General features: G+C 68.2%; 19 protein-coding genes. 8 read left to right on the plus strand and 11 right to left on the minus strand.

Annotated elements, in window-relative coordinates; translation table 11 throughout:
• Window positions 1-18: 18 nt before the first annotated feature.
• The 5 genes from AC0N04_RS06875 to AC0N04_RS06895 all read right to left on the minus strand — a co-directional run bounded on the left by AC0N04_RS06875 (window position 19) and on the right by AC0N04_RS06895 (window position 5,176).
• Complete coding sequence (locus AC0N04_RS06875; RefSeq protein WP_474279903.1) at window positions 19-894, minus strand: branched-chain amino acid ABC transporter permease; 876 nt, start codon at window positions 892-894, stop codon at window positions 19-21.
• Between the two features lie 97 nt (window positions 895-991).
• Window positions 992-2,218 (minus strand): ABC transporter substrate-binding protein, encoded by a 1,227-nt coding sequence (locus tag AC0N04_RS06880; protein WP_474279904.1) that lies wholly within the window; start codon window positions 2,216-2,218, stop codon window positions 992-994.
• A 219-nt stretch (window positions 2,219-2,437) separates the two neighbouring features.
• A complete protein-coding gene (locus tag AC0N04_RS06885) occupies window positions 2,438-3,049 on the minus strand; it encodes a response regulator transcription factor (RefSeq protein WP_474280510.1) in 612 nt (203 codons plus the stop codon).
• Between the two features lie 37 nt (window positions 3,050-3,086).
• Window positions 3,087-4,457 carry a cache domain-containing protein gene (locus tag AC0N04_RS06890; protein ID WP_474279905.1) on the minus strand — a complete coding sequence of 457 codons (1,371 nt, stop codon included), beginning with the start codon at window positions 4,455-4,457 and terminating at the stop codon, window positions 3,087-3,089.
• A gap of 23 nt (window positions 4,458-4,480) precedes the next feature.
• Window positions 4,481-5,176: a cytochrome b/b6 domain-containing protein gene (locus AC0N04_RS06895; protein WP_474279906.1), complete on the minus strand. Its 696-nt coding sequence runs from the start codon at window positions 5,174-5,176 to the stop codon at window positions 4,481-4,483.
• A 270-nt stretch (window positions 5,177-5,446) separates the two neighbouring features.
• On the opposite strand from AC0N04_RS06895, the gene AC0N04_RS06900 reads away from it, so the two are divergent.
• The 7 genes from AC0N04_RS06900 to AC0N04_RS06930 all read left to right on the plus strand — a co-directional run bounded on the left by AC0N04_RS06900 (window position 5,447) and on the right by AC0N04_RS06930 (window position 11,632).
• A complete protein-coding gene (locus AC0N04_RS06900) occupies window positions 5,447-5,899 on the plus strand; it encodes a c-type cytochrome (RefSeq protein ID WP_474279907.1) in 453 nt (150 codons plus the stop codon).
• 93 nt (window positions 5,900-5,992) lie between these two features.
• Complete coding sequence (locus tag AC0N04_RS06905; protein WP_474280512.1) at window positions 5,993-8,092, plus strand: ATP-dependent helicase; 2,100 nt, start codon at window positions 5,993-5,995, stop codon at window positions 8,090-8,092.
• Between the two features lie 349 nt (window positions 8,093-8,441).
• Complete coding sequence (locus AC0N04_RS06910) at window positions 8,442-9,071, plus strand: DUF6624 domain-containing protein (protein WP_474279908.1); 630 nt, start codon at window positions 8,442-8,444, stop codon at window positions 9,069-9,071.
• A gap of 77 nt (window positions 9,072-9,148) precedes the next feature.
• Window positions 9,149-9,658 (plus strand): hypothetical protein, encoded by a 510-nt coding sequence (locus tag AC0N04_RS06915; protein WP_474279909.1) that lies wholly within the window; start codon window positions 9,149-9,151, stop codon window positions 9,656-9,658.
• A 289-nt stretch (window positions 9,659-9,947) separates the two neighbouring features.
• Window positions 9,948-10,412 carry a DUF2846 domain-containing protein gene (locus AC0N04_RS06920; protein ID WP_474279910.1) on the plus strand — a complete coding sequence of 155 codons (465 nt, stop codon included), beginning with the start codon at window positions 9,948-9,950 and terminating at the stop codon, window positions 10,410-10,412.
• A 39-nt stretch (window positions 10,413-10,451) separates the two neighbouring features.
• Window positions 10,452-10,892, plus strand: coding sequence for a YybH family protein (locus tag AC0N04_RS06925; protein WP_474279911.1), 441 nt, complete (start codon window positions 10,452-10,454; stop codon window positions 10,890-10,892).
• Between the two features lie 95 nt (window positions 10,893-10,987).
• The gene (locus AC0N04_RS06930; RefSeq protein ID WP_474279912.1) at window positions 10,988-11,632 is read left to right on the plus strand and encodes a dihydrofolate reductase family protein; all 645 of its coding nucleotides are present in this window, start codon (window positions 10,988-10,990) and stop codon (window positions 11,630-11,632) included.
• 61 nt (window positions 11,633-11,693) lie between these two features.
• Here the strand turns inward: AC0N04_RS06930 and AC0N04_RS06935 are convergent, their stop codons facing one another.
• Together AC0N04_RS06935 and AC0N04_RS06940 are read right to left on the minus strand one after the other, a co-directional pair.
• Entirely contained in the window at window positions 11,694-12,419 is a 726-nt protein-coding gene (locus tag AC0N04_RS06935; protein ID WP_474279913.1) for a cytochrome c biogenesis CcdA family protein, read from the minus strand.
• A 25-nt stretch (window positions 12,420-12,444) separates the two neighbouring features.
• Complete coding sequence (locus tag AC0N04_RS06940) at window positions 12,445-12,849, minus strand: thioredoxin family protein (protein ID WP_474279914.1); 405 nt, start codon at window positions 12,847-12,849, stop codon at window positions 12,445-12,447.
• A 125-nt stretch (window positions 12,850-12,974) separates the two neighbouring features.
• Between AC0N04_RS06940 and AC0N04_RS06945 the strand changes: the two genes are divergently transcribed.
• Complete coding sequence (locus AC0N04_RS06945; protein ID WP_474279915.1) at window positions 12,975-13,622, plus strand: DsbA family oxidoreductase; 648 nt, start codon at window positions 12,975-12,977, stop codon at window positions 13,620-13,622.
• 12 nt (window positions 13,623-13,634) lie between these two features.
• Here the strand turns inward: AC0N04_RS06945 and AC0N04_RS06950 are convergent, their stop codons facing one another.
• From AC0N04_RS06950 to lptA, 4 genes are all read right to left on the minus strand, one after another.
• The gene (locus AC0N04_RS06950) at window positions 13,635-14,939 is read right to left on the minus strand and encodes a THUMP domain-containing class I SAM-dependent RNA methyltransferase (protein WP_474279916.1); all 1,305 of its coding nucleotides are present in this window, start codon (window positions 14,937-14,939) and stop codon (window positions 13,635-13,637) included.
• Window positions 14,936-16,444: an RNA polymerase factor sigma-54 gene (locus AC0N04_RS06955; RefSeq protein WP_474279917.1), complete on the minus strand. Its 1,509-nt coding sequence runs from the start codon at window positions 16,442-16,444 to the stop codon at window positions 14,936-14,938. Before AC0N04_RS06955 ends, AC0N04_RS06950 begins: the two co-directional genes overlap by 4 nt.
• Window positions 16,445-16,537: 93 nt before the next feature.
• A complete protein-coding gene (gene lptB, locus AC0N04_RS06960; protein WP_474279918.1) occupies window positions 16,538-17,320 on the minus strand; it encodes an LPS export ABC transporter ATP-binding protein in 783 nt (260 codons plus the stop codon).
• Entirely contained in the window at window positions 17,317-17,928 is a 612-nt protein-coding gene (lptA, locus tag AC0N04_RS06965; RefSeq protein ID WP_474279919.1) for a lipopolysaccharide transport periplasmic protein LptA, read from the minus strand. The genes lptB and lptA overlap by 4 nt, the downstream gene beginning before the upstream one ends.
• Window positions 17,929-17,974: the final 46 nt, after the last annotated feature.

Here is a 17,974-nt window from a genome sequence, read left to right on the forward strand (position 1 = left end):
GGTCGTCCCGCAAGGTCGTCAGACTTTCTTGATGGCCGATTTGCCGAACAGGCCGGCCGGCTTGATCGCCAGCACGATCAGCAGCAGCACCAGGCCGGGCACGTCCTTGTAGCCCGTCGACAGGTAGAAGCCGGTCGCCGTCTCGGCGACGCCCAGGATGATGCCGCCCAGGATGATGCCCATGCCGCTGGTCAGGCCGCCGATGATGGCCACGGCGAAGGCCTTCAGGCCCAGCGCGGCGCCCATGTTGGGGCCGGCCAGCGTCAGCGGCGCGATCAGCACGCCCGCGAAGGCCGCCGACATCGACGACAGCGCGTACGAGAAGGTGATGACCAGGCCGGTGTTGATGCCCATCAGCTTGGCGGCGTCGCGGTCGTTGAAGGTCGCCACGACGGCCTTGCCGTAGATGGACTTGCGGTTGAACATCTCGACCGCCAGCATCATCAGCACCGCGCCGCCGATCACCAGCAGCTCCATCGGCAGCACGTTCGCGCCGAGCACGTGCAGCGGCGCCTCGGGCAGCGGCGACGGGAATTTCCGGTCGTCGCGGCCCCAGACGTTCTCGGCCACGTTCTTGAAGATGATGCCCAGCGCGATGGTCGACATGATCCAGCCGAACTCACTCTTGATCTTGATCGCCGGGCGCACGCCGACGCGCTCGACCAGCGCGCCCTGCAGCGCGCCGAACAGGCACACCAGCGGGATCATCAGCCAGTAGTTGACGCCCAGCCCGACCAGGGTCAGCCCCACCATCGCACCCAGCATCAAGGCGTCGCCCTGGCCGAAGTTCAGCGTGTCGGAGGTGGCGAAGGTGAGCTGATAGCCGAAGGCGATGACAGCGTAGATCATGCCCAGCGCGATGCCGCTGAACACGAGTTGGGTGAGGATCTGCATGGCAGTGGCCCGGAGTCGCGAAGGCGAGCCCGCCGGAGACCCGGCGGGTGTGGGAAGAAGGCGGACCGGCGCGGCGCGGCGCCGGCCCGCGAGGCGCTTACTTCTTCAGCGCGCCCTTGGCGTTGACGTCCTTCACGCGCACTTCGGAGGCCGCCTTCTGGTCGGCCTCGTAGGCATAGATCACGTGATTGCCCTTGACCTCGCCGAAGACCGGGATGTTGGCGGTGATCGCCTCGTGGTCGGCCTTGGTGAAGGGGTGGTTGTAGGTCGTCACGACACCCACCACCGGGCTCTTCAGGTCTTCCAGCGCGGCGCGGACCTTGGGGCCGTCGGTGCTGCCGGCCTGCTTGATCGCGGCGGCCAGCAGGTAGATCGAGTCGTAGCCTTGCGCGGCCGAGACCGGCGAGTCGATCCGGTTGTCCTTGGGCTTGAAGGTGCGCAGGTAGTTGATGATGAAGCTCTGGCGCTTGGGCGTCGTCGGCTCCTGGATGAAGGTCTGCGGCATGCGCGCGCCTTCGCCGCCCGGGCCGGCGGTGTCGATGAAGTTGGCCATCGACAGCGTCCAGCTGCCGATCATCGGCACCTTCCAGCCCAGCTTGGTCATGCCGTTGGCGATCTGCGCCAGCTCGGGGCCGATGCCGTAGGTCAGGATGGCCTGCGCGCCGGCTTCCTTGGCCTTCAGCAACTGCGGCGTCATGTCGACGTCGCCGATGTTGAACTTCTCTTCGGCGACCGGCTTGATGCCCTTGAGCGTCAGCGCCTTCTCCAGGTCCTGGCGGCCCAGCTGGCCGTAGTTGGTGGAGTCGGCCAGGATCGCGACCTTCTTGAAGCCCCGGCGGGTGATGGCCTCGTCGACGATCATCGGTGCCTGGATCGCATCGGCCGCGGCATTGCGGAAGATGTAGTTGTCGGGCTGCTTGTCGAACTGGTGGGTGATGATGGTGCCGGTGGCGACGTTGTTCATCACCGGGATCTTGGCTTCTTCATAGAAGCGTTCGGCAGCCAACGCGACGCCGGTGTTGATGAAGCCGACGGTGGCGGCCACCTTCTCGCGGTTGATCAGCTCCTGGGCGATCTGAACGCCGCGCTCGTTGCGGGCCTCGTCGTCGCGCTCGACGAGCTGGAGCTGCCGGCCCAGCACGCCGCCGGCCTTGTTGATCTCGTCGGTGGCCAGGCGAACGCCGTCGCGCATGCTCACGCCCATCGACGACGAACCGCCGGTGAACGGGCCGGAGACACCGATCTTGATCGGGTCGGCGGCATGCGCCAGGGACATCGAGCAGGCCAGCGCCACGGCGCTCAGGGACATCGCAACCAATTTCATCGTCGGTCTCCAGATTGTTGAATTTGCTCACCCGCGGCCACATGCCGGGGGTGCCCAGGCCGCACTGCAGGGCAGTGTCAGGGCTCGCAGTGTGCGCGCCGCGGCGCGCCCGCGCCACCGTCGGACTACGCAGCCCGCGTGCGCGGCATTACGCACTCGTAAACCCGGAAGGTGGAAACCCGGGGGAGTACCGTCGGGTCCGGTTCGGCCCGGTCCGGCTCAGGCGGAAGCGGCCTTGCCGGCGTGTTCGACGGCGTACTTGATCAGCTCGGCCTGGCCGGCCAGGTTGAGCTTGCGGCGGATGCTCTGGCGATGCGATTCGACCGTGCGCACGCTCAGGTCCAGCGCGTTGGCGATCTGCTTGCTGGACTGCCCTTCGCCCAGGAAGACCAGGATCTGCTGCTCGCGGTCGGACAGCACCGGCCGCGCGGTGGGCGTGCGGAACAGCGCCTGCGCGATCGCCGGGCTGAGGTAGGTGCCGCCGGCGTGCACGGTGTGGATCGCGCTGACGATCTCGGCCGACGGCGCGTCCTTCAGCACGTAGCCGCGCGCGCCGGCCTTCAGCGCGCGCTGGGCATGCTCGACGCCGTCGTGCATGGTCAGCATCAGCACCGCGCGCTCGGGGTTGTCGTCGAGCAGCCGCGCCGCGACCTCGATGCCGTTCTCGCCCTTCATGCCGATGTCCATCAGCACCACGTCGGGCAGGTGGCTGCGGGCGCGCTCCAGCGCCTCGGCGCCATTGCCGGCCTCGGCCACGACCTGCAGGTCGTCGACCAGGCCGAGCACGGCCTTGAGCCCGTCGCGCACCACGGCGTGATCGTCGACGATCATCAGCCGGATGCGCGGGTCGTTCGAGGGCGGGGACGGGTCAGACACGGGCAAATCGCTCGATCGCAGTTGCAGGCACTTCGGCGCTCACCACCGTCAGCCCGGGGCGGGACTGCACGCTCAGGCGCCCGCCGATCGACGCCAGGCGTTCGCGCATGTTGCGCAGCCCGATGCCCTGGCTGGGGTGGCGCCCGATGGCCTCGGTGTCGAAGCCCTGGCCATTGTCCTGCACCTGCAACTGCACGCCGCCCTCGGAAAACACCAATCGCAGCTCGACCCGCGAGGCGCCGGCATGCTTCTGGATGTTGGTCAGCGCCTCCTGTGTGACGCGGAACAGCACCGTCTTGATGTCCTCGGGCAGGTCGACCGGCGGGCCGTCGACGCGCACCGTGACCCGCGTCTCCGACAGGCCCCACATCTCCTCGGCCAGCTGGCCCAGCGCGGCCGACAGGCCCAGCGTGTCCAGCATCACCGGCCGCAGCCGGTGCGACATGCCGCGCACCTCGACCAGCGCCTCCTTCAGGCGCTCGACGGCCCGGGTCAGCGCCGCCCGGGCGCCGGTGTTGTCGCTGGGCAGGCGCTCCAGCGCCGCTTCGGTCAGCAGCTTGACCGAGACCAGCGTCTGGCTGGTGCCGTCGTGCAGCTCGCGCGACAGGTAGGCGCGCTCGGCCTCCTGCGAGCCCACCACCTGGCGGGCCAGCAAGGTCAGCTTGGCATCGGCCAGACGCAGTTCGTGCACGCTCAGCCAGAGCCCGCCGCCGAAGATCAGCAGCAGGCCCAGGCCCATGATGGCGCCGATCCAGTTCATCGTCGCGCGGGTGCGCGCCGCCAGTTCCAGGTCGAGCTGGGCCACGACCTGATCGATGTCGTCCACGTAGATGCCGGTGCCGAACCACCAGTTCCAGCGCTCCAGCGAGGTCACGTAGGCGATCTTGGGCGCCGGGTTCTGGGTCGAGGGCTTGTTCCAGCTGTAGGTGACGAAGCCGCCGCCGCCGAGCGCCTTGTCGCGCATCATCTGGATCGGGAACTCGCCGTTCTCGTCGCGCAGCTTCAGCAGGTTGCGCCCCACCAGCTCGGGCTGGCGCGGATGCATCAGGTTGACGCCGTTGAAGTCGTACAGGAAGAAGTAGCCGTCGCTGCCATAGTCCAGCGCGGCCAGCCGGCGCATTGCCTGCTGCTTGATCTCGTCGTCGTTGCGGCCGGTGTTGTAGAGCGGGCTGACGGTCGACAGCGCCAGCGCGGTGAGGTGGCGCAGCTCGTTGCGGGCCTCGTTCAGATAGGCGCTGCGCACCAGCGCCTCCTGGCGCTGGGCCAGCAAGTGTTCCTGCTGGCGCTGGGCCACGACGATCAGGCCCATCGACGCCACCAGCGGCAGCATCGCCAACAGGATGATCTTGGACTTCAGGCGCATGGCGGCGACGGGGGGGAGGGCGCTCAGCCGGCGTTGCCCAGTGCGTTGATCCACGCCGCCAGCGCCAGGCAGGCGGCCAGCAGCACGGCCGCCAGCAAGCGCGTGGCCAGCGTGTCGGCGCTGGCCGGCGTGCCCGGCGGCAGCGGCTTGTCGCCGGTGATCATCGGCCGCACCAGGTTCAGCCGCCTGCGCCAGAGGTAGAAGGCCACCGCGGCCAGGTGCAGCATCACCAGGCCGATCAGCAGGAACTTGCCGATCTCGGCATGCCAGGTGGTGGCGCGGCCGGCCACGGCCTCCGAGACGAAGCGGTTCAGCGGCCCGGTGGTGGCGATCTCGTCGTCGGCCACCAGGCCCGTGCCCACCTGGGCCAGCAACAGCAGCAGCAGCGCCAGCACGCTCAGGCTTCCCAGCGGGTTGTGGCCGACCTCGAAGCGGTCGCCGGCCTGCGGCCTGCCGGCGAGGTAGCGCCGCACGGCGCCCGGCGTCGGCGCGAAGGCCGCGAAACGCGACCAGCGCCCGCCCACCAGGCCCCACACCACGCGGAACACCAGCAGCGCGCCGGTGGCCAGGCCCAGCCGCAGATGCCAGACCAGCGCGTTGCCGCCCACCTGCCCGGTGATCACCAGCGCCACCACGGCGGCGACCAGAAGCCAGTGGAACAAACGGGTCGGCAGGTCCCAGACGCGGACCGGCACGGCAGGCAAGGGGGCTGGGGACATCGAGGGCTCCGCAACAGGGGGGCGAACAGGGACACGCCGGCGCGGTCGCCGGCCGGGGGACGCGGCGAAGAAGGCCTCCCCTGACCGCGGACCGCGACAGCCGCCATTCTGGCCTGTCCTGCCGGGTCGCGCCCGCCCTGGGCCCGCGCCCGGCAGGCCGGTGCCGGCCTGCGTACACTGCGCCTGCGACGGCGGCTGGCGCCGGCGTCGCGCCCCGTTCTGCCACCCCGCGACTGCGCTCCGCGCAGCCGCCGCTTTCGGAGGAAATGCATGAAACGTCTGGTTCTGGCCACCGCCGCTGCCGCCGCCCTGGTCGCCGCCCTGCCGGCTTACTCACAGTTCAAGAACACCGATGACGCGATCGAATACCGCAAGAGCGCGCTGTTCGTGATGGGCGAGCACTTCGGCCGCATCGGCGCGATGGTGACCGGCAAGGTGCCGTTCAATGCCGCTGCAGTGGCCGCCAACGCCGACATCGTCGCGACGATGTCCAAGCTGCCCTGGGCCGCCTTCGGCGAAGGGACCGACCTGGGCGACACCAAGGCCAAGCCCGAAGTCTGGAGCCAGCCCGAGAAGTTCAAGGCCGGCGCACAGAAGATGCAGGACGCGGTGGCCAGGCTCGACGCGGCCGCCAAGACCGGCAACCCGGCCCAGATCAAGACCGCCTTCGGCGAAGCCGGCCAGGCCTGCAAGGGCTGCCACGACAACTTCCGGTCCAAGTAAGCCCGCGCCGGCGGCCTGCCCGGCGGGGTCTGTGGATTCATCCAGTATGCTTGGGGGGTCGCCCCTTGCCGCACCGGCGGCCCCATCGTGCTGCTGTCCGCACCCTCCGCCACCCTGTCCCCCGATCCCGCCGCGGCGCTGAACCCGGCGCAGCGGGCTGCCGTGGCGCACCGCGGCGGGCCGTTGCTGGTGATCGCCGGGGCGGGTTCGGGCAAGACCCTGACGCTGGCCGCCCGCGTGGCCCGTCTGGTGCTGGACGGCGCCGACCCGCAGCGGCTGATGCTGCTGAGCTTTTCGCGCCGTGCGGCGCAGGAGCTGGCCCGCCGCGCCGGCCGGCTGCTGCACCAGGCGCTGGGCCTGGCGCCGACGCTGGCTGCGCCGACCCTGCCCTGGGCCGGCACCTTCCACGGTCTCGGCGCGCGCCTGCTGCGCGAGCATGCCGGCGAGATCGGGCTGGCCGACAACTTCAGCATCATCGACCGCGGCGACGCCGAGGACCTGATGGGCTGGGTGCGCCAGCAGACCGGCGTCGCCGACTCGGCCGAGCAGCGCTTTCCGCTCAAGGCCACCTGCCTGGCGATCTACTCGCGCGCCGTCAACAGCCAGCAGCCGCTGGGCGCGTTGCTGCGCGAGCACTGGCCCGCCTACCTGGCGCACGAGGACGCGCTGCGGCGGCTGTTCAACGCCTACGTCGCCGCCAAGCAGGACCAGCAGGCGCTGGACTACGACGACCTGCTGCTCTACTGGCACGAGATGCTGCAGGCCAGCCCGGCGCTGGCGGCGCGGATCGGCGCGCGCTTCGACGAGGTACTGGTCGACGAATTCCAGGACACCAACCGGCTGCAGGCGGCCATCCTCCATGCGCTCAAGCCGCAGGGCCGGGGACTGACCGTGGTGGGCGACGACGCGCAGGCGATCTACGGCTTTCGCGCCGCCGAGGTCCGCAACATCCTCGACTTCCCGGCCCGCTTCGCGCCCCCCGCCTGCACGCTGACGCTGGACCGCAGCTACCGCGCCAGCCAGCCGCTGCTCGACGCCTCCAACGCGGTGATCGCGCTGGCCCCCGAGCGCTTCGCCAAGCAGCTCTGGACCGACCAGCCCGGCGACGAAAAGCCGCTGCTGGTGACGGTGGACGACGACGGCGCGCAGGCCCGCTGGGTCGCCGACGAGGTGCTGCGGCTGCGCGAAGGCGGCCTGGCGCTGAAGGGCCAGGCCGTGCTGTTCCGCACCGGCAGCCACAGCGCGGCCCTGGAGCTGGAACTGGCGCGGCGGCGCATCCCCTTCGTCAAGTTCGGCGGCCTGAAGTTTCTCGAAGCCGGCCACATCAAGGACTTGCTGGCCGTGCTGCGCTGGGCCGACAACCCGCGCCAGCGCCTGGCCGGCTTCCGGCTGCTGACGCTGCTGCCGGGCATCGGCCCGACCCGCGCGCGCCAGCTGCTCGATGCCGCGGCCTCGGCCGACGACCCCTTTGCCGCGTTGCTGGCCGCACGCGTGCCGCCCGCCGCGCGGTCGGACCTGGCGGCCTTCGCCCGGCTCTGCAGCGACCTGCGCGACCAGCCGCCCGCCTGGCCGGGCGAACTGGCCCAGGTGCTGCGCTGGTACCAGCCCCAGCTCCAGCGCCTGCATGCCGACGACCATGCGGTGCGCTGGCTCGACCTGCAGCAACTGCAGCAGCTGGCCGCCGGCTTCGCCAGCCGCGAGCGCTTCCTGACCGAGTTGACGCTGGACCCGCCCGAGGCCACCAGCGACGAATCGGGCGTGCCGCTGCGCGACGAGGACTACCTGATCCTGTCCACCCTGCACTCGGCCAAGGGCCAGGAGTGGCAGGCGGTGTACCTGCTCAACGTGGTCGACGGCTGCCTGCCGTCCGACCTCGCCACCGGCAACGCCGCCCAGCTGGAAGAAGAGCGCCGCCTGCTCTACGTGGGCATGACGCGCGCCCGGCGCCACCTGCAGCTGATCGTGCCGCAGCGCTTCTACGTGACGCAGCAGCGGGCGCTGGGCGACCGCCACCTCTACGGCGGCCGCAGCCGCTTCCTGCCCGAGGCCCTGCTGCCCTGCTTCGAGCTCGACGGCCCGGCGCAGCGCGCCCGCGCCGCGGCCGCCGAGCAGCAGGCCCTGGCCGACGCCCTGCGCGGCCCGCCGACCCCGCCGCCGCTGGACCTGCGGGCGCGGCTGCGCTCGGCGTGGTGAGGCGGCGCCAGAGTGCGAGCAGCCGAGCAGGGTCCGGGCCACAAGCTGTCAGTTTCGACGGTCAGCGACGCAGACGGCCCGGCGGCGGCATGGGGTTCATGTTGGCGACCTGTAGCGCATTCGATCACACTTGAACTGGACAAGTGGCTACGGCGACGGTTACGGATAAAACCACCTCCCGTCAGCCGCCCCTTTGACATAGGATTCGTTCGCACAAGGGATGTGTTCGATTATTTAAAAAAAGTTCGGGCGTCGCAAAAGATTTGGTTAACCCCTCTTCCGGCTTATTGCCATGAAGCGGTTGCGCACGCCTATTTAATCCTGGCCGAATGTGATGCTACGCATATTGATGACACTAACGGCGCTGATTGCAGCCGGTATTTTGCCTTTGGAATCCAGTGCGGCGGACTCATTGCGGGCATCCGTATGCGACTTGTATGCCGGCGAGCTAGCGCAAATGGCGAATTCTGATCAGGCCGTCAGATCACAGGCGCAGGCCGGCGACGGCCGCTTGATGAGCAGCGTAGAAGCGGTCGATCGTGTCAATACGAAACGCCTCAAAGCGCTCGTTCTGACGTGCGGCTGGCCGGAGGCCTCGAAAAGCGGCGACAAGGCGGTTTTCGATGCGTGGCTCCTTGTACAGCACGCCGATGAGGACAGGGAGTTCCAGCGCACCATACTTCTCCGGATGAAAGCTCTGGTTGCTGCCGGGCAGATGAAGGGCGATCTCATGGCTTACTTATCTGATCGTCTGGCGGTTGCGAAGGGGCTACCGCAAGAATATGGCACGCAAATGAAAGTGAAAGGAAAATGCCAGTTCGAGTTTGCGCCGCTGGATGACGCGGCAAAGGTTGAGCAACGCCGCAAATTTATCGGATGGTCTTCGTTATTCGATTATCGTCGCGAAGTTGAATTCGCATATGGATGCGGACCTGATCCGCATCCAGCGCCAGCGCCAGCGCCAGCGCAGAGAAAATAAAATGTGCCCGACATTTGGGTCAATATGTCCAAGATCATTAAATCAGCCGATTTAGGCCTCTTATCTGTGGAGACTCAATGCCTTATCTAGAAAATTACAGCGGTCTAGTTAACTGCTTAGTGGCGATCACGCCAGTTATCGCCGCAGTGGTGGTTGCGTACATCGCATATCAGCAATTCAAAACCAACAAACAAAAACTCCGACTCGACCTCTATAACAAAAGGTTCAATGTCTACGACAAAACTCTTGCCCTCTATGCGGCACTTCACAACGCTAATGCGTCATTCAAAAACGAAGACTTTATGAAGCTTGCAAACGCTTTTACACCAGCGTTTAATGAGTCAAAGTTTCTGTTTCATCCTAAGCACGGCGTTTATCAGTTGCTCAATGAGTTCCATGAGGCCGCCATAAGAATCATTGGTTTCAATTCAGATGGAAAAGCCTTGGCTGACAGCGGGTCTCAAGAAGAGTTTCTAAAGCTCCACCAAAAAAACCAACATGAGTTAATTGTAATCATGCCAAAGCGTATCAGGCAAATTGAAGATGCTATGGCTTCGTACTTGAATTTCCACAAAGCCGCTGCCTAGTTATGCATAACCTGGCTTTTTTCAGCATGCGCCTGAGGGTGTTGGTAGATCGAAACTTGCCGCGAGCACTGAAAGGCTGCTGGGCGTCCCAATGACTGATCGCAACTGGAGAACGGTTTGCCGAGTCATGGAAATGGCGGGCACGTGAGCCCGATGACCAACCCTGCGGGCCGGTCGACCTCGCGCGCCAACCTGCGCGAAGCCGCTCATCTTGAACGTTATTCGCTTATTGCCGTGAGCGGGCATTGATCAGCTCAAATCATCAATAATCAATCGAGGAGTCAACTCAATGAAAACCGGTCCCGTCGCTGCACTTGCAGCTATGTTTTTTATTTCGGGATGTGCATCCGTAGACATGGCCTCACCGGCCGAGTCGGCCAAGGCGAAGGAGTTCAACCCACCTAGCCAGGGGAATGCGGGTGTTTACATTTATCGCGACAGCTTCCTTGGCAAGGCTCTCAAGAAAGATGTCTGGATTGATGGAAAGTGCATCGGCGAGAGTGCGCCGGATGTGTTTTTCTATACGGAAGTTGAGGGCGGCAAGAATCACAAAATAGACACAGAATCTGAGTTTTCACCAAATACCCTTGAGCTGATGTTTGCGGCCGGTAAGAATTATTTCATTCGACAATTCATTAAAATGGGCGTATTCGTGGGGGGTGCGGGGCTTGAGCCCATCCCTGAAGAGCAAGGAAAAGCAGATATCGCCAAGCTCGAGATGGCCAAGCCAGGTCACTGCAGTGCGGCGCAATAATCGCAATTGCTCTCAATCCAGCAGAGCGCGCAGATTCGCTTGACTCTGCTGCAGGTCAAGTTGGGCGCTAGGCAACGGAGGTTTCAAATGGAACCAGATGCACAAGCCATCCGCGAGGTGCATTCCGCTTGGATCGACGCGGTCAACGCCGGCGATCTGGCGCGCTTGCTCAGCTTGATGGCGGACGATGTCGTGTTTCTCAGTCCGGGCCAGGCGCCGTTGGACAGGGACGGGTTTTCCACCCACTTCTCGGCCGCGCACCAACAGGTTCGGATACGTTGCATCAGCGAGTTGGAAAACGTCGTGGTGGCCGGCGACGTCGCCTACACCTGGAGCCGGGATGCGTTGGTCGTGACCCCGCGCGCCGCTGGAAAATCGACGCAACTCGCCGGGCACCGCATGACGGTCTACCGAAAGCAAGCGGACGGCCGCTGGCGTCTGGCCCGCGATGCCCATACGCTGTCGCTGGTGGCAAGGTGAGATCATGGGTCGCCCGACAGTCGCTCAGGACGGATGCGCTGAGGACAGCGCGCCGCTTGGCCGGGTTGTCGGGCAGTCAAGGAAGTGAGGCGAACATGTCCCGCGTGCGAGTTGAAAGCTTCTCGATTTCGATCGATGGATTTGGCGCCGGGCCCGATCAAAGCCTGGACAACCCGCTCGGGGTGGGGGGCGCGGGCCTGCATCGATGGGCGTTCACGACGGACACGTTCCAGAAGATGCACGGTGGCGCGTCGGGCGCCAAGAACGTCGATGACCGGTTTGCAGCCAGAGGTTTTCAGAACATCGGTGCCTGGATCCTGGGCCGCAACATGTTCGGCCCGGTTCGCGGGCCGTGGCCGGACGACCACTGGAAGGGCTGGTGGGGAGACAACCCGCCCTATCACGTCCCGGTGTTCGTGCTGACGCACCACCCGCGCGCCTCCATCACGATGGAAGGCGCCACCACCTTCCATTTCGTGACGGGGGGCATTCATGAGGCACTGGAGAAGGCGCAGCAGGCGGCCGTCGGCCAGGACATCCGGGTGGGCGGCGGCGTGAGCACGGTGCGGCAGTACCTGCTCGCCGGCCTGATCGATGAGTTGCACATCGCCATCTCGCCCGTGCTCCTGGGCTCGGGTGAGAGTCTGCTGGGCGGCATCGACCTGGTGGCGCTGGGCTACCGGTGCGTCGAGCACGTGCCGTCCGAGCACGCCACGCACGTGGTCCTGAAGAAGGGCTGAGCCGACGGCGCCGTCTTCGGGCGACCCGGATCGCGCCGGGCCAGGGCCGCGGCGCACGGGTTCAGAACTTCGTGCTCCACAGCAGCCAGGCGTCGGGCAGGTGGTTGTTGACGACGGTTTCCAGCACGTGGTCGGCGCCGGTCAGGATGGCCAGCCCCATCAGCAGCATCAGCGTGGCGAAGCCGCGCCGAAGCAGGTCGGCGTGGTCCAGCACCCAGCTGCGGGCGCGGCCGAAGCCGGCGCGGCTGGCGTAGGCCGCCAGCACCAGCGGCGTCGCGGCACCGGTGCCGAACAAGGCCAGCAGCAGCGTGCCGCGCGCCGCGCCGCCCTGGCTGGCGACCAGGGTCAGCGCCGAGCCCAGCAGCGGGCCCGAGCAGGGGCTCCAAACCAGGCCCAGCAAGGCGCCCAGGCCGAACGCGCTCCACAGCGAGCCGGGGTTCAGGCCGGCGGCGGCGCGGTCGGCCCGGCTGGCCAGCGGCGTCATCCAGGCGGTGAACCGCGCGTTGAGCGCCGGGATCCACATCACCAGGCCGAACGCCACCATCAGCCCCGCGCCTGCGCTGCGCACCCGCGCCGGGTCCAGGCCGATCGCATCGCCGGCCACGCCCACCAGCAGGCCCAGCAGCGCGAACGCAGCGGCCATGCCGGCACCCATCGCCAGCGGCGCGGCGCGGTGGCGCTGCAGCGCGCTGCCCAGCACCAGCGGCAGCAGCGGGAAGACGCAGGGGCTGAGGGTGGTCAGCGCGCCGGCCAGCAGGCTCAGGCCGGCTTCGGGAACCGTGGTCATCGCGAGGGACTCTTCGGCAAGCGGTTCAGAGGGCGGACTGCAGCACCATCGTCAGCGCCTCGGGCTGGGTCTCGCCGACGATGCGCTCCGTCTCCCGGGTGCCCTTGAAGACGATCACGGTCGACTGCTGGTGGACCTTCATCTGCTTCTTCAGCGCGAGTTCGGTGTCGTAGTCCACCACCAGCACCTGGACCGCGGGCGACTTCGGGTCGGCCGCCATCGCCTGGAAGACCTTGTCCTGGGCGCGGCAGACCGGGCACCAGCTGGCGTGAAAGTGCAGCGCGACCGCGGCACCGGCCTGCTGCGCCTTGGCGAAGGCGGCAGCGCTGTAGGGCGCCAGCGTCAGCGCCTGGGCCCAGCCCGAGGCCAGCATCAGGGTGGTGGCCAGCAGCAGCGGGACGCTGCGGCGGCGGACAGGGGCGAGGGTCATGGCGGTCTCCGGAGGAAGAAAGGGGGAGCGAAGGGCGGGATGGTCGCACTGCTGGGCAGTGGTCGTCGGCCGAGGGGGTTTCCTTACAGGCCACGCCTGTTGTCGAACCGACGCAGAATCGCGCCATGAAAATCTCCTTTGTTTCGGATGTGGTGTGCCCCTGGTGCGCCATCGGACTGGCCTCGCTGGAAACGGCGCTGGAGCGCCTGGGCGGCGAGCTGGGGCCGGTCACGCTGCAGTTCGAGCCCTTCGAGCTGAACCCGCAGATGCCGCCCGAGGGCGAGGACATGCTGGAGCACATCACGCGCAAGTACGGCGTGGACGAGGCCCAGGTCCGCGCCAACCAGGCCCAGATCAGCCAGCGCGCCGCCGCGGTCGGTTTCGACATGCGCATCGAGCGCCGCCGTCGGGTCTGGAACACCTTCGATGCCCACCGCCTGCTGCACTGGGCCGGCACGCTGGGCGCGGCGCCGCAGCGGGCGCTGAAGAAGGCCTTGCTGGGGGCCTACTTCACCGACGGCGACAACGTGAGCGCGCGCGACGTGCTGCTGCGCGCGGTGGCCACGGCCGGGCTGGACGCCGCGGCGGCGGCCGAGGTGCTGGACGGCGGCCGCTACGCCGCCGAGGTGCGGGCCGACGAGGCGCGCTGGCAGCAGGCAGGCATCCACTCGGTGCCGTCCATCATCATCAACGACCGGCACCTGATCTCGGGCGGCCAGCCGCCCGAGGTGTTCGAGCAGGCGCTGCGGCAGATCGCCGCCGAGGCGGCCTGAACGTCGCGCCGCTCAGGGCGGCGTCGCGTCCTTGCGCATCGAGCCGCTGACCAGGTCGAAGCGGAACATCCGGCACTCGATCGGGCCGTTCCACATCGGCACGCGCCGGCTCTCCTTGAGCCGCATCAGCGTCGGCAGCTTGGGCTCGGGCGTCAGCACCCAGGCTGTCCAGCCGGCGTAGCCCTTCTTCCAGTGGGCGGCCAGGCGGGCGTAGAACTCGCCCGCGTCGGCCGCGCCTTCGAATTTCTCGCCGGTGCTGTCGCGCTCGGCGAAGCGGTTCGAGCCCTGCCCCTTGGGCGCGATGCGCTCGCCGTAGGGCGGGTTCATCAGGATCGTGCCGTGCGCCGCAGGCGCCGGGCGCTGCAGCGCGTCGGCGGTCTTGAACTCGATGGCCTGGAGCACCCCGGCGCGCTCGGCGTTGCGGGTGGCGAAGTCGGTCATGCGAAAGCTCACGTCGCCGGCCCAGATCGGTACCGCCGGCGCGTGGACGGCGGCCTCGGCCTGTTGCTTCATCTCGCGCCAGGCTGCCTGGTGCTCGCGGAACGGCAGCAGGCGCTCGAACGCGAAGCGGCGCTGCAGCCCGGGCGCGATGCCGCAGGCGATCTGCGCGGCCTCGATCGCGATCGTGCCGGCGCCGCAGCAGGGGTCGAGCAGACCGCCGTCCTGCTCGCGGCCCTGCCAGCCGGCGGCCGCCAGCATCGCCGCGGCCAGGGTCTCCTTGAGCGGCGCCTCGCCCTTGACCTCGCGCCAGCCGCGCTTGAACAAGGCCTCGCCGGACAAGTCGATGCTGAGCGACGCATGGTCGGGACCGAGGTGCAGCGCCAGCGCCAGATCGGGGGAGCGGGTGTCGACGCTGGGCCGCTCGCCGGTGGCGTCGCGCATCACGTCGCAGACCGCGTCCTTGATGCGCAGCGCGGCGAAGTTCAGGCTTTGCAACGGGCAGCGCCAGGCCGAGGTGTCGACGCGCAGCGTGTGGCGCGGGGTGATCCAGTCGTCCCAGCGCACGTGGCACGCCAGGTCGTAGAGGTCGTGCTCGTCGCGGTACGGACCGTCCACGACCTGCCACAGCACGCGCTGCGCCAGCCGGCTGCCGAGGTTGAGCCGCATCGCGTCGGCCAGGCTGCCGCTGACGTAGACGCCGCCGCGGCCGGCCTCGATCGGCGTGCCGGCGGGCAGCAGGCGGGTGCATTCCTCCAGCAGCCAGGGTTCGACCCCGGCGGCGCAGGGCAGGAACAGCGTGCCGGTGGTGACCGACGAGCGCGCCGCGCGCTCGCGCTGGACACGGCGCGGCGTGGCGCCGGGCGGAGCGGGATTCATAGGGCCTTGCGCAGGTTGGCGGGCGCGATCTTGAGCGCCTCGCGGTATTTGGCCACCGTGCGGCGCGCGACCTGGATGCCCTGCTCTTCGAGCATCTCGGCGATCTGGCTGTCGGACAGCGGCTTGGCGATGTTCTCGGCCGCGACGAACTGCTTGATCAGCGCGCGCACCGCCGTGCTCGACGCATTGCCGCCGGCATCGGTGTTGAGCGACGAGCCGAAGAAGTACTTCAGCTCGAAGGTGCCGTAGGGCGTGGCCATGTACTTGGCGGTGGTCACGCGCGAGATGGTGGATTCGTGCAGCCCGAGTTCGTCGGCGATCTCGCGCAGCACCAGCGGCTTCATCGCGATCTCGCCGTGGCTGAAGAAGGCCTTCTGCCGCTCGACGATGGCCTGCGAGACGCGCTGGATGGTCTCGAAGCGCTGCTGGATGTTGCGGATGAACCAGCGCGCTTCCTGCAGCCGCGCCGACAGGCTGCCGCCGCCGCGCTGGCCGCGGATCGCCTGCGCGTACAGGTCGGAGACGCGCAGCTTGGGCATCACGTCGGGGTTCAGCGTGACCTTCCAGTTGCGGCCCGATTTCACGACGATCACGTCGGGCACGACGATCAGGCTCTCGGCCTTGGCGAACGGCCGCCCCGGCTTGGGCTCGCAGGCGACGATCATCGCCTGCGCCGCCTTGACGGTGGCCTCGTCGCTGGCGGTGGCGGCGGCCAGCTTGCGCAGGTCGCGCCGGGCCAGCAGATCCAGGTGGCCGCGGCAGATCGCCATCGCGCAGTCGCGCTCCGGGCCGGCCGGGCGCAGGCGCAGCTGCAGGCACAGGCAGTCGCCCAGGTTCAGCGCCCCGACGCCGGCGGGCTCCAGGCTTTGCAGCCACTTCAGGCCGCAGCGCAGCTGGTCGGACAGCTCGTCGCGGGCCTCTTCGCCGTGGAGGTCCAGCGCATCGGCCACCCGCGCGACGATGTCTTCGAGCGTGCCGTCGAGGTAGCCGTCGTCGTTCAGCGACTCGATCAGCACGTGCACCGCCGCGGCGTCCTGCGGCGACAGGCGCATGCCCGAGAGCTGCTGGCGCAGGTGGTCCTGCAGGCTGGGCCCGTTGCCGGCGCGCTCCTGGGGCTCGAAGTCGTCGTCGCCGCTGCCTGCGCCGGCCGAGGGGGTTTCGCGGATGCCGTCGAAGTCGTCCCGTTCGGTGCCGTTCTCCCAGTCGTCGCGGGCGGTCGTGCCGAACTCCGCGCTGTCCATGCCGGTGCTCTCGTCACCGCCTTCGCCGACCGCGCTGCCCGGGGCGTCGGCCTCTTCGCGGGTGCTGGCGCTGCTGCGGTCGAGCGCGCCGAACTCGAAGGGCGTGGCGTCCTCCTCGGGTTCCAGGAAGGGGTTTTGTTCGAGCATCTGCTCGACTTCCTGGTGCAGCTCCAGCGTCGACAGCTGCAGCAGCCGGATCGATTGCTGCAGCTGCGGCGTCAGCGCCAGATGCTGGGAGAGGCGGACTTGGAGGGTCGGTTTCATCGCGCGGGCGCCACGGCGCAGGGCCGCTCCCAGGCAAGGCGCCCGCCGCGTCGCGGGCTGGAGACATCGAGGATGGACCGGGGGGCTGACATGTCACATCCGGAAGTGTTCGCCGAGGTAGACCCGGCGCACGTCCGGGTTCTCGACGATGTGCGCGGGCGTGCCTTCGGCCAGCACGTCGCCCTCGCTGATGATGTAGGCGCGGTCGCAGATGCCCAGCGTCTCGCGCACGTTGTGGTCGGTGATCAGCACGCCGATGCCGCGCTGCTTCAGGAAGCCGATGATGCGCTGGATCTCGATCACGGCGATCGGATCGACCCCGGCGAAGGGCTCGTCGAGCAGGATGAAGCGAGGCTGGGTGGCCAGCGCACGGGCGATCTCGACGCGGCGCCGTTCGCCGCCCGACAGCGCCGGCGCCGGTGAGTCGCGCAGGCCGGTCAGGCTCAGGTCGTGCAGCAGGCCGTCCAGCAGGCGCGTGATCTCGGCCTCCGGCAGCGACTTTCCGTCGGGTCCATAGCGCAGTTCCAGCACGGCGCGGATGTTTTCCTCGACCGTCAGCTTGCGGAAGATCGAGGCTTCCTGCGGCAGGTACGACAGGCCCAGGCGGGAGCGCTGGTGGATCGGCATGCGGTGCACCGGCACGCCATCGATGTGGATCTCACCGGCGTCGCAGCGCACCAGGCCCACCACCATGTAGAAGGTGGTCGTCTTGCCGGCCCCGTTGGGGCCCAGCAGCCCGACCACCTCGCCGGCGCCGACCGCCAGGTGCACGTTCTTGACGACCGTGCGTGCACCGTAGGTCTTGCGCAGGCCGCTGGCCTCCAGGCGGCTTTCGCGCCGGGGCGGCGAAACCGGCGCGGTGGCGGCGGGGTTCAACGCCCCGCTCCCGCGCTGGACGCAGGCGTGGGCGGCAGCGGCGCCGAGGCCGGCGCATCGGCCGCGCGCGGGACGAACACCAGCCGAGCCCGGCCGGGGGCCGCGCCCGACGTGGCGGCCGCGCCGCCGTCGAAGGTGATGGTGTCGGTGGGCTGGTCGTAGACGATGCTGGCGGCACGCGCCTCGTCGGCCACCACCCCGGCGCGCAGGACCTGCATCCTGGCGTCGCCGCTGAAGCGGATCCGGTCGTTGGTGCCGTCGTAGTCGACGCGCAAGGCCTGCGCTTCGATCACTTCGTCGACCCGGTCGCGCTTCTGGTGGAAGGTGGCCGGCTGCGCGGCGCTGCCGAGGGCGGTGGCCTGGAAGCGGCCCGGGCTGTCCTCGTGGATCTCGACTTTCTCGGCCCGGATCTGCAGCGTGCCCTGGCTGATCACCACATGGCCCGTCAGCGTGGTGATGCGCCGGGTCAGGTCGACCGTGGCCGCCTTGCTGCCGCCGTCGCTTTCCACCACCATGGGCTGGTTGCGATCGGCTCGCTCCGCCCGCGCCGCCGGGGCGGCGATCAAGGTCAGACCCAGCACGGTGGCGAGCGAAGCGGTGATCTGCATATTTGCGGCATGAAACTTGCATATCATTCTACGTCGACCCGCGCCG

Source organism: Ideonella sp. sgz306126 (assembly GCF_056032705.1).